Source organism: Sphingobium sp. GW456-12-10-14-TSB1 (assembly GCF_059424385.1).
On record NZ_JBWKZI010000001.1, the window covers coordinates 2661167 to 2672965 of the forward strand.

5 protein-coding genes are annotated in these 11799 nt (G+C 61.2%); 1 reads left to right on the forward strand and 4 read right to left on the reverse strand.

Annotation, left to right across the window (positions count from 1 at the left end; genetic code table 11):
* Positions 1-130 precede the first annotated feature (130 nt).
* From AC07X9_RS13000 to AC07X9_RS13010, 3 genes are read right to left on the reverse strand one after another with little or no spacing between them, the layout of a single operon-like run.
* The gene (locus AC07X9_RS13000; protein WP_086485785.1) at positions 131-3040 is read right to left on the reverse strand and encodes a glycoside hydrolase family 31 protein; all 2910 of its coding nucleotides are present in this window, start codon (positions 3038-3040) and stop codon (positions 131-133) included.
* A 17-nt stretch (positions 3041-3057) separates the two neighbouring features.
* Positions 3058-4707 (reverse strand): DUF5597 domain-containing protein, encoded by a 1650-nt coding sequence (locus AC07X9_RS13005; protein ID WP_217884248.1) that lies wholly within the window; start codon positions 4705-4707, stop codon positions 3058-3060.
* Positions 4708-4729: 22 nt separating this feature from the next.
* Positions 4730-7189, reverse strand: a complete 2460-nt coding sequence (locus AC07X9_RS13010; protein ID WP_086485786.1) for a glycoside hydrolase family 3 protein — start codon at positions 7187-7189, stop codon at positions 4730-4732.
* A 441-nt stretch (positions 7190-7630) separates the two neighbouring features.
* Here AC07X9_RS13010 and AC07X9_RS13015 point away from each other — a divergent pair, with 441 nt between their 5' ends.
* Positions 7631-9760, forward strand: a complete 2130-nt coding sequence (locus AC07X9_RS13015) for a glycoside hydrolase family 2 protein (RefSeq protein ID WP_254908070.1) — start codon at positions 7631-7633, stop codon at positions 9758-9760.
* A gap of 150 nt (positions 9761-9910) precedes the next feature.
* Here AC07X9_RS13015 and AC07X9_RS13020 read toward each other — a convergent pair whose 3' ends face one another.
* Positions 9911-11797, reverse strand: coding sequence for a glycoside hydrolase family 97 protein (locus AC07X9_RS13020; RefSeq protein ID WP_176342118.1), 1887 nt, complete (start codon positions 11795-11797; stop codon positions 9911-9913).
* Positions 11798-11799: the final 2 nt, after the last annotated feature.

The following is an 11799-nucleotide window of genomic DNA, read 5'->3' on the forward strand; positions in this document are numbered from 1 at the left end:
CCTGAGCACGGATTTTGAGGAACATATGAAAGAGCCGGGCGCGACAGCATCGCACCCGGCTCTTTCACTATATGCCGTTATGCAAGGATGGCGGGATGGTGTCGAAGCAACGTCCCGCCAGCACCCGTCATCAGGGCTTGCGCACCGTGACCGCGCTTCCGTCATAGACGACAGCGCTTTTTCCATTTTCCGCGAAGTCGACTGGCCGCGACGTGCCCTTGTCATAAAACCGGACGGAAATGGCACGCTTGGAGGTCATGCCGCCATGACCGCCTTCGCGCTTGCCGATGGTCAGTTCGCCCTTGGCCTCGTTCCACTGAATGGGAATGCGCGTATATTCGCCGCGCTTATACCCTTCGCTGGTGCCATCATCTTCATAGAACGAGAAACTGCCGTCAGCGCCGGTGAATATGTGCAGCACGATGGGGCCATCGGGCTCTTCGCGCGTATATTCGATCTCAGGCCCGGTCGGCACGATCGAACCGGAGCGCACGAACAGTGGCATGCGTTCATAGGGCGCTTCAGCACGGATTTCCTGACCGCCCTTGTAATAGGCGCCGCTGTTGAAATCATACCAGTCGGCACCGGCTGGCAGATAAACCTTGCGGCTGCGGGCTTTGAACTCCGTTACCGGCGCCACTAGGAACGCACCGCCGAACATATATTCGTCGTTGATGTTGCGCGCCTTGATGTCGGCAGGGAAATCCATGACCAGGCCGCGCATGATCGTGCCGTCCTTCTGCCATGTATCGCCCGCCAGCGTGTAGATGTAGGGCATCAGCCGGTACCGCAGCTTCAGATACCATTCCATCGAAGAGTACATGGGCGAGCCGGCGGGCGCGATTTCGTATATCTCGCGCTTGGGGGCTTCGCCGTGGCTGCGGAACAGCGGCGTAAAGGCACCGAACTGGAACCATCGCAGATTGAGCTCCCGCCATTCGTCAATATGGGCGGGATCCTGTTTGGTATAGCGATCCTCCAGCGCGAAACCGCCTATATCGTGCGTCCAGTTGGGAATGCCCGACATCGACAGATTGACGCCCGCGGATATCTGGTCCCTGAGGTCGTCCCAGCGCGATGCGACGTCGCCGGACCAGACCGCTGTTCCAGCACGCTGGATGCCCCCGAAGCCGGACCTGGACAGAATGAACGGACGCACATTGGGCTTCGAAATCAACTGGCGCTGATAGACGCCTTCGCTATGCACCAGCGGGAAGCTGTTGAAGAGCGCTGCCCCCGGTCCTTTCGCAGTCGGGCTCATGCGGTAGGCGCGTTCCTCGATCGAAAGGTTCGAGTGGAAATCCGGCTCGTCCGCGTCGAGCCACCAGGCATCGAAGCCCAGATCGCCCAGATTTTCGCGGATTTGCCGCCAGTAAATGTCCTGCGCCTTGGGGTTGTAGGGATCATAAAAGGCGTTGGCGTAACCCGGCCCGACCCAGTCGCGGTACATTTTCGATATATATTTCGGATCCTTTGATTCGCCGGGCCGCTGCTCGACCATGCGGCGGTAGATGCCGCCGATCTTGTCGAGTTCCTTGTAATTGTCCGTCGTCGGATAGAATTTCGGCCAGACCGAAATCATGATCCGCGCGTTGAGCGCATGGACCTCATCGACCATGCCCTTCGCATCGGCAAAGCGCGTCTTGTCGAAACAATGGCAACCCCAATTGTCATCCTCCCAATAGCGCCAGTCCAGAACGATATTGTCGAGCGGCAGGTTGCGGCGGCGGAACTCGCGCACGACGTCCAGCAGTTGATCCTGCGTTTCGTAGCGCTGGCGGCTCTGCCAGAAGCCATAGGCCCATTCCGGCAGCATCGCAGACTTGCCAGTGAGCTTGCGATAGCCAGCGATCGCGCCGTCCATGTCCTTGGCCGCAGTCACAAAATAATCGACCGCTTGTCCCAGCTCGGACGTAAAGGAGAGCGAGTAACGATCTGCATCGGGGATCGGATCATTGTGGACGAGCGCGATATAACCCGCATTGGGCTCCCATTCGACCCGGATGTCGGCGGCCTTGCCCGCCGTCAGCGGCACGTCGAAATTATGATACCAGGGGTTCCAGTTCTGGCGCCAGCGTTCCAGCACCTCCTTCCCGTTGACGAACACCTTTACATAGCTCGACGAATAGAGGCGGAAGCGGTGGAGGCCGCTCTTGTCGGGCGTGACCTTGCCGGACCAGATCACCCGCTGCGTCTGGACCGCGTTGCCGGCGGTGTTCTGCCCCGCGGTCGAGGCGACGGTCTGCGCCTTTGCGGCTTCGGGCCAGCGCATATTGTCGCGGATATACTGGTAATTGATGACCTTCTCGCTCTGCGTGACGGCCAGCCTGTCGCCCAGATAATATTGGGCGGTCCAGCCGGGCTTGCCATCGGTGCCCACGATCTTCAGGCCGTCGCCTTCGCTGCCTGCCAGGGCATAGGGCTTGGGGTTGCCGAAACGGGTGATCGAATTATTGTTCCAGAGCAGGCCATAGTTGCGCGTCGAAACGACGAATGGGACCGCAATGTCCATATTGTGCTGGGCAAGTTCGACGTCCTCGCCACGATAGTTCATCTGTCCGTTCTGGTGCTGGCCAAGGCCGTAAAAGCCTTCGTCCGTCCCGCGGTTGAACTGCTGGCGAACGGCGAGAAACTTCTGCCCCTCGACCGTCTTGGGCTCGAATGCGGCGCGGGACGATTCACTCAGAATGGTCTTGCCGCTACCGTCCAGAAAGCTGACCTGACCGCTGGTCAGGTTGACGCGCGCGGTCGCCGAAGGGAGCTTGAGCGTAACCGTGCCCCTGTCTTCGCTGACCACAGGGTCGCCGTCCGGCTTGGCCGTGACCATCACACCATCGGACACAGCCTCGAAATTCTCGTCAGGAATGGCGGTGACGCGGAAGGCCTCATCGCCGAAGGCAAGAATGCGGACCCGCTTGGCGGGGCCCTTGTCGGGCGATACGATGATGCCGTGATCGACCTTCTGGAAACTGCCCGCGAGTGCGGCGGTGCTCGACGTCGCAAGCAGCGCGCAAAGGGCGAGGCGGGAAAGCGTTTTCATTATCCTGCTCCGGTTCTTCAATTGGGATTCCCGACGGGGATAGGCGGCGTGCCCTTGTAGGTTGCTAGGGTGACACGAAGGACTTGCTCGCGGTCTGTGAAATTCAGGCCATAGTCGGTGGAATCGCCGTTCCACACGCGACGGAAAACCCATTTGCCCTTGTCGAAATAGCCTTCCTCCACGCGCAGCGTCATCATCGATTCAAGCGGCGCGGGCTTGGCGAGGCCGAAATAGACGCGGGAGTGGAAACCGGTGACAAGGAATTCATTCTCGCCCAGTTGCGCCACCGCCACGCCGCCCGAAGGCTGCGGATTGCCGGTGGGCTTGTCGGTGCCGAACTGCCACTGACCGAAGGTCACGGTCATATTATATTTGCCCATGGCGATATGCTGGGTGTGCTCGGCCTTGGGATCGGTAGGCTCGGCGACGCCCCAGGTCTTGCCCTGAGCCGCCCAGGCCGCCCATTCCCGCTGCATCGGCCCAAACAGGCGATAATTGCGCGCAAAGGGTTTGATCGTCTCGTCGTCTAGCTTTTTCGCGCCCAACGGGAAATTTTGATAGCCCGTATAATCCATGCCGAAGGGTGCGAAACCGATCGCCCCCTTGCCTACGGTCGGGAAGAAGAAGCGGGCGAAGTCCTTGTCATTGCCGGTTTCCGGCACGAACAGTGCATTGTCGGGCCGGTCATAAAAGTTGAGATACGCCATATAGTCGGCATGATCGCGCGCGTAGATATCCGGCGCGACGATATCGATCGCCGGGGCGGCGGCCTTGTAGACATCAATGACATGATGCACCGGCCCGCCGCTGGCATAGGTCATCGCCGGCTGGCGGCCAGAAGCTGCGGCCAGCGCAGCGTTCATATACATGGGCAGCGCTTTCACCGCCTTGCCTGCGGCGGCGATCTCGCTGGTATAGCTGGCGATCGACCAGGCATGGAAATATTCGTCTGCATCCGCGCCGAACACATTGCGCCATGTGCCGGGCTTTTTCTTCATCTGCTTGAGCAGCGGCGCGGGAACCGGTCCGTCAAACAGCTTCTGAGCGACAGGCGAGAAGTCGCGCACGCTACCATAGCTGCCTGCTTCATTTTCCGGCTGCACCATGATCACGGTGTTTTGCGGGTCGTTCTTCTTGAGATATTCCATCAGCTTGACGAAGGCGCGCTTGTCCGCTTCCAACGTCGTGCGATAGTGCGGCGAGAGCGCGTAATGCACCTCTCCCTTGGCGTTGATCATGCGGGGAAAGCGTTTCTGGTTCAGCTTCACCCATGAAGGCGCGTAGCTGGGCGCCGTGTTCTTCCATGTGCCGAACCACAACAGCACCAGTCGCACATTATGCTCGCGTGCCTGGGGCAACAGGGCGTCGAGGAAGGAAAAATCGAATTTGCCCTCTTCCGGTTCGATCTGTTCCCAGCCGACAGGCGCTTCGACCGTATTGGCATGCATTTTTTCGATCGCGGGCCACACTTCGGGCAGCATCGCGGGATAGTTGGCGCTGTTGTTGACCTGCGCGCCCAGCATCAGAAAAGGCGCGCCGTCGACGATCAGCGCATGCTGGCCGTTGCGGCTTTCCAGGCGCGGCAGCGCATTGCCCTCGGCGGCCGTCGCAGCGACCGGCACGCATGTGGCGGCAATCGGCAGCAGCCAGCTGGTCCATCGGCGCATGGGAAATCTCCGTTCCATGATCTTACGGCTGTGACGGACAGACGCCGCCAGGCGCTTGGGTGGCAAGTTCGATTTCGGAGAAGGAAATCGTCAGGGGACCGGCAGAAGACAGCGTCCACACAGGCTGGAGATGCGCCATGTCCGCACCCCTTTCAGCGAAGCATTTCAGCGGAATCCGAACCGTGCGCCAGCCCGCCCCGGCCTTGAAGATCTCATCCGCATTCACCATGCCCTGACCCATGCCCAGCTTGATGCTGCCGCCCGCGGGGGTATCGACGCGATAGGTCATCTTGAGCATCATTTCCGCGCTGGATTCAAAACGAAGGTCGACGCCCTCGCCGTCAATGCTTGCCTTGGCCATGGCACCGGCTTTCCAGCTGAGCTGAAGCGCGCCCTCCTGCCGGCTGGCGGAATCGACCGGACGCTGGGTAATGTCGGCGCCCAGAGCGAGCGAGAAGGGCGCATGCACCCGACCGTCCGCGAAATAGCGGCTCTTGTTGGCAGGCGTGGCGTCGATGCCCGCCACTTCACTTAGCTGACCGACCTTGCCAGGCGCCGCATAGCTGAGGCCATGGTTCAGCGGGAACAGCGGATCATAGCCTGCCTGTCCCTTGTTCAGCGTGAACTGCGCGGCGGTCTTGGGCCAGCTGTAGGACAGTCGACCGGTGAAATCAGCCCTCGGCTTGCCCTTGGCGTCGCCGATCAGCATGTCCGCAATACCGCCGCCTTCGCTGCCGGGCAGCCAGGCCGCGACGAAGGCGTCGGACTGGTTCAGTTCGGGATTGACCCATAGCGGCCGCCCGGACAGGAACACCGACACCACCGGGATACCTGCCGACTTCAGCTTCTTGAGCAGCGCCAGCGATTGTTTGTCGCCCGCCTCGAACTCCAGGCTGCGTAGGTCGCCCAGGCCCTCGGCATAGGGCTTTTCGCCGAACACGACGATGGCAAGGTCGGGCTTCTGGGTGAAGCTTCCGTCAACGCTCAGGGTTGCGCTGCCGCCACCGGCCTTCATCGCCTCGGCAATGCCCGCATAGATGGACTGCGCGTTGGGGAAATCGGCGTTCGTATTGCCGTCGCCCTGCCACGACAGCGACCAGCCGCCCGATTGCTGCGAAATATCGTCCGCCGCGCTACCTGCGACCATGATGCGGGCGGAAGCCTTGACCGGCAAAACGCCGTCATTCTTGAGCAGGACCAGCGATTTGCGCACCGCCTCGCGGGCGATCGCCCGATGCGCGGGCGAACCGATGACATCGGTACGCGCTTCATAGGGGCGCGCAGGATCGAACAATCCGGACTTGAACTTCACGCGCAGGATACGGCGCACCGCATCGTCCACCCGCGTCATGGGGATCACGCCATCACGGACCTGCTTGACCGTGGTTTCGAACAGGCCCTTCCAACTGTCCGGTGCCATGGCCATGTCCAGACCGGCATTGAAGGATTGCGGGCAATCCGTCGCGGTGCAGCCTGGTACTTGCGCATGGCCGTTCCAGTCGCCGATGATGAACCCGTCAAACCCCATGCGCTGTTTCAGCACGTCGGTCAGCAGGCTTTTGTTGCCATGCATCTTGACGCCCTGCCAGCTGTTGAAACTCGCCATGATCGTGCGGGTCCCGGCCTTGATCGCGGGCGGATAGCCAACGGAATGAATGGCGATCAATTCGCTTTCAGGAATATCGGTATTGCCCTGATCCACCCCGTTCAGGGTGCCGCCGTCGCCCAGAAAATGCTTGGCGCTCGCGGACACATAGCCGTTTTGAAGCTTGCCCTTCCCCGGCGCGCCCTGAAGCCCCTCGATCATCTTGGCGGAATAAGTGCGAACAAGCGCCGGATCTTCCGAATAGCCTTCATAGGTCCGCCCCCAACGATCGTTCTGGGGGACCGCCAGCGTCGGAGCAAAGGCCCAATCCATGCCGGCGGCAGCGGTTTCCCGGGCGGTGGCTTCACCGATTCGGCGAATCAGGTCAGGGTCATGTGCGGCGCCAAGAGCGCTGTTATGCGGAAACAAGGTGGCACCGACGACATTATTATTGCCATGCACCGCATCGATCCCGAACATGATCGGAATGGGCTCATGCCCCGGCCGCTTTTCCATCGCGATCGCGTTGAATGCCTGGGCGGTCTTGATCCACGGTCCGGCCGCCGAACGGTCCGGCGCGTTGATCGGCGGCGAACTGCCACCCGCCAGGATCGAACCTAGCGGATATCGACGCAGATCCTCGGGCTTTATCGATGCCGTGTCAGCCTGGATCATCTGCCCCACCTTTTCCTCGAGCGACATGCGCTTCAACAGGGTGGTGATGCGGGATTCGGTTTTTGCGTCGATCAGACCCTGGCTCTTGGCCTGGGGCCAAAGTGCCGGGTGGGCTTTACCCGGCTCGGCTGACTGCGCACCGGCGGACGCCGCCCAAAGCGCAAGACTCGCCGCGGACAAGGAGACGCCAAGCAAGGCGGTTTGCGCACGATTCAATAGCATTTCACTCACTCTCCCTTGAGCGCCATTCTGCAATTCTTATTACTCATACTTATTAAATGATAGCGCTATCAAGTAAAAATCTGGATTTGCCGCCTCTGTCCGACCTGGATCAGGCCCCATCAGATGGATTTGTGCGGCGTCTTTCGTCCCGACAACCGCTCGTAGCGGATATCGTGCGCAGCGCATTGGGTATGGATGAAGCTCTGGTCGGCAAACAATGTCCGTGCAGCTTTTGGCCAACGGCTTACGATCGCTTCACTTTTTCGCTGATCCGGACTGCGGCGCCTCCCCTGAGTGGACTTTTTGATTATCGAATGATACCGATACCATTAATGGCGTCCGGGTCAACGACCTATACGATTGCCCTCATATCCTTCGCCATCACAGGCCTTGTTCAGAGAAAAAAGCCCGCGAAGTGGGTTTGGGGAGATAATTATCGCTATGTCCTGCAGCATCGGCAACGTCATCGCCCGGCATCTCAAGCTTCTGCTGTCGATTTTTCTCGGTCTTTCTGGCTTGTTGGCAATGGACGAAGCCTTGGCGGCGGAGCGCGGAAGGACGCCAATCGACGCCGTCTGGTCCTTCATGCGCGCAGATGCGCCCGATGCTGCGTCGCCCAATTTTGACGATTCAGGCTGGTCGCGGGTAACCCTGCCCCACAGCTTCAATGGCAGCGATGGCGATGATGGCGGCAGCTATTATCGGGGTCCGGCCTGGTATCGCACGAATGTAGTGATGCCGATAAAGGCGTCCGATCGCCGTTACTTCCTGGAATTTGACGGCGCTGCGCTGGCCACCGACCTATGGGTCAACGGTCACCGGATCGGTCGGCACGAAGGCGGCTACGCCCGCTTCCGCTTCGATGTCACCGATGCGTTGCAGGCTGGCCGCAACAGCATCGCCGTCCGCGTGGATAGCACCCGCCTGCCCGATATCGCTCCGCTGGGTGGGGATTTCACGGTTTTCGGGGGGCTATACCGCCGCGTCTGGCTGGTATCGGCCGACGCGCTGCATTTCGACATGAAGGATAGCGGCGGTCCCGGGGTCTATGTCTCCACACCCGACGTAACCGCGGGCGCCGCCCGGATTCGCGCGCGGTTGCGGCTGGCCAATGATATGAAGGCCGACGCAGGCGTGCGCTTTCATATAAGCCTGCACGATGCCGATGGCCGCGAAGTCGCGCGTGCGGAAGACCGGACCCGCTTGCGATCGGGCCGCACGAGCGAGGTGACAGCAGACATGGCGCTGTCAAACCCGCACCTCTGGAACGGCATCGCCGATCCCTATCTCTACACGGTCGTGGCCACCCTGTCCGACGCCAGGGGCAAGGTCCGCGACCGTATCGAACTGCCGCTCGGCATCCGCACGATCGAGGTGACCGCCGACAAGGGGCTGTTGCTGAACGGCAAGCCCTATCGCCTCCATGGCGTGAACTATTTCCACGCCCAGCGGCCCGGCCGGGGAACAGCCGTCACTGACGAGGAAATATCCGATGACATGCAGATCATCGCCGATATGGGCGCGACCGCGGTCAGGTTCGTGCATTACCAACACCCTCAGCGCGCCTATGAAGAGGCCGATCGCCGGGGCTTGCTGGTGTGGACGGAAATTCCCCTGAACGGCGTGATCGACAAGGGCGAGGCTTTCGAACGCAATGTGGTTCAGCAAATGCGAGAACTGATCGCCCAGAACGCCCAACATCCCTCCGTCGCCGTCTGGGGGCTTGGTAACGAGGTCTATGAGGTGAGCGACGATGTGCTGCGCCTGCTGCGCGCTGCGCAGGCGACGGCGCAAACCGCCGATCCGTCGCGTCCGACCAGCTATGCGCATTGCTGCCAGAATGACGACAACCCCAAGGCGCTCGTCGCCGACCTCAGCGGCTTCAACCGCTATTTCGGCTGGTATCCCGACCAGAAGGGCTCACTGGGCGAATGGGCGCGGAAATTCCATGCCGCTTTCCCCGACCGTCCTTTTGCAATTGGCGAATATGGCGCGGGTGGCGGTATCCGTGCGCAGGAAAGCGACCCCGCCCCACCTGTCACGACCAGCGCCTGGCATCCCGAACAATATCAGGCGCTTTCCCATGAACAGAGCTGGCGCGGAATCCGGGATCTTCCCTATCTGTGGGGCTCCTTCATCTGGGTCGCCTTCGATCTGGCGTCCGATGGGCGAAGCGAAGGGGATCGTAGCGGCATCAATGACAAGGGATTGGTGACATATGACCGCGCGGTCAAAAAGGACGCCTATTACTGGTATCAGGCAAACTGGTCCGACCGGCCGATGCTGCACCTGACCGAACGCCGCCACAGCTACCGGACGCGGGATCGGGTGACCGTCCGCGCGTACAGCAATCAGCCGTCGGTTCGCCTGACCGTGAATGGTCGATCCTATCCCGAAGTCCCCGTGGTCGATCATGTGGCGACCTGGACCGACGTGGCCATGACGCCGGGAAGCAACCGGATCGCTCTGTCGTCGGGTGACCTGCGGGACGAGGCCCTCTGGACCTATGACCCTAACGCCCCGCTCCCCAATCTGCCGGTCGGGAATGTCGATCCTCCGGCCAGGCAATGATGGCGGGCGGCGGCCGGATCGCCGCATGGAGCGGCGAACGGTCTGCATCTCCGAGGGTGGGAAATGATACCCACAGATAATCGTACCAAATGACAGGAAGGCCACCATGCTGACTGAGCATGGCGGCCTATTTTGTTGCGCCGGAATGGTTCAGGAAACGGGCCTGATGTGGATGGCGGCACCGCCCCCAGCGCTCATCTGGACCGACAGCGTATCGCCGCTGGTGACCTGCCGCGCCGTGCGATCCACCATGTTGGGCGACGCGCCGTCCTGCCAGACCGTCGCTTCAAAACGTCCCGATCCCAGCAGGGAGAGCGGAATGTCGACGCGCCGCGCGGTTCCGTTCGTCATGGCCCCGATGTACCAATCCGTCCCCTTGCGCCGGGCGAGGACGATATGGCTCTCCGGCGTGCCATCGATGAAGCGCGTTTCGTCCCAGGCAGTCGGCACCTGCTCGATGAAATCGAAGCCGCTGGCGTTCGCATAGGCTTCCGGTTTGTCCGACACCATCTGGAGCGGGCTGTCATACACCACATATTGGGCCAGCGCCTGTCCGCGCGTATGCAGCGTCGTCGGCATGGACCCATCGCCCGGTCCTGCGGCCTTCGCGCCGTTGCGGAACCCGCCTGGCGTGTAATCCATCGGCCCCAGCAGCATCCGCGTGTAGGCCAGCTTCACATTATGGGTTGGCGTTATGCGACCCCAGCCGAACTTGTTCCATTCAGCGCCCATCACGCCTTCCTGCGTGATATAGTTGGGATAGGTGCGCTGAAGCCCCGAAGGTGGGAAGGCGCCGTGCATGTTGAGCAGCAAATGCCGCTTTGCCGTCGCTTCCGCCGCGCGCACATAGAAAGCGACCATCTTCTGGTCGTCGCGCTCCATGAAATCGACCTTCACGCCCTTGACGCCCCAGCGCTGGTAGAGGTCGAGCGCCTGGTCCATGCGGGAATTGAGATGTGCCCAATGCACCCACAGCAGCAGGTCCACGCCCTTGCTCCTGGCATATTGCACCAGAGCGGGGATATCGATGCCGGGTTCGGCGCGGGTGATGTCGGTATCCGGGTTCGGTTCGACCCCGCAGCACTCGCCCGAATTATAGGCCCAGCCAGCATCGACCATGAAATATTGAAAGCCCGATTGCGCCGCGAAATCGATGAAGCGGCGATACCGATCCATGCTCGGCTTTTCCGACGTCGACGGACCGGACCACCAGTCCCACGCCGCCTTGCCCGGCTTTACCCAGGAAAAGTCACCAGTGGCCTGCCGCGACAGATTGCCGATGATGGGGGAGGCGATCAGGTCGCCTGCACGGTCGCCGGCCATGATGACGCGCCACGCGCTATGCAGACCATCAGCAGAGCGGACAGCCACATTCGGGCGGTCCTTGGGCGAAAACAGATGAACGTCTAACCCGCCCTCTACCGGCTGCAACGCCGAGCTTGCATAGCCTGCAATCCCCGACTGGGCGAACGCGAAATGGGTCCGTCCGGTGGATGAGGCGCAGACCATGGGCAGGTCATAAAGCTTGGCTCGATCAAGCGCCGCGATCGTCATCGAATTCCATGGCAACTCGTGCGAACTGGCAAATTCGGTCACCTCGCAGCGCGTGTCGCCAGTCAGGCGAAAGCCGGTTTTTTCGCCAGCGATGGCGACCGGCTTGCCGCCGGGAACAACGTAGCGGAAGGCAACGCCCTCATTATAGGCGCGCGCCTCGATCGACATGGTCCGCCCGCTGCCGCCCTTTTCGCGAAAACGGATGACAGCGCCGTTATAATGATCCTTGGCCTCGCTTGCCTTCGTGGCCGTGAGCGGAATCGTGCGATTGACCGCCTGCTTGCTGGCATCGACGAACTTGAGGTTGGAGAATTGCGGCTCGTTCGCCATCTCCAGGCCCAGCGGCGCATTGCGGATGATGATTTCACCCTTGCGAGTCACCGAATAGCTTTTGCCATCGGGGGCGACGCTGATGACGATGCTCTTGTCGGGCGACGCTACGGCCACCGGCGCAGTCGCGGCTGCCAGCAAAATGGGGATCACGT

Bases quoted from the DNA above. Each gene is read 5' to 3' on its own strand.
- AC07X9_RS13000 (WP_086485785.1), bottom strand. From the start codon at position 3,040: ATGAAAACGCTTTCCCGCCTCGCCCTTTGCGCGCTGCTTGCGACGTCG.
- AC07X9_RS13015 (WP_254908070.1), top strand. From the start codon at position 7,631: ATGTCCTGCAGCATCGGCAACGTCATCGCCCGGCATCTCAAGCTTCTG.
- AC07X9_RS13010 (WP_086485786.1), bottom strand. From the start codon at position 7,189: ATGCTATTGAATCGTGCGCAAACCGCCTTGCTTGGCGTCTCCTTGTCC.
- AC07X9_RS13005 (WP_217884248.1), bottom strand. From the start codon at position 4,707: ATGCGCCGATGGACCAGCTGGCTGCTGCCGATTGCCGCCACATGCGTG.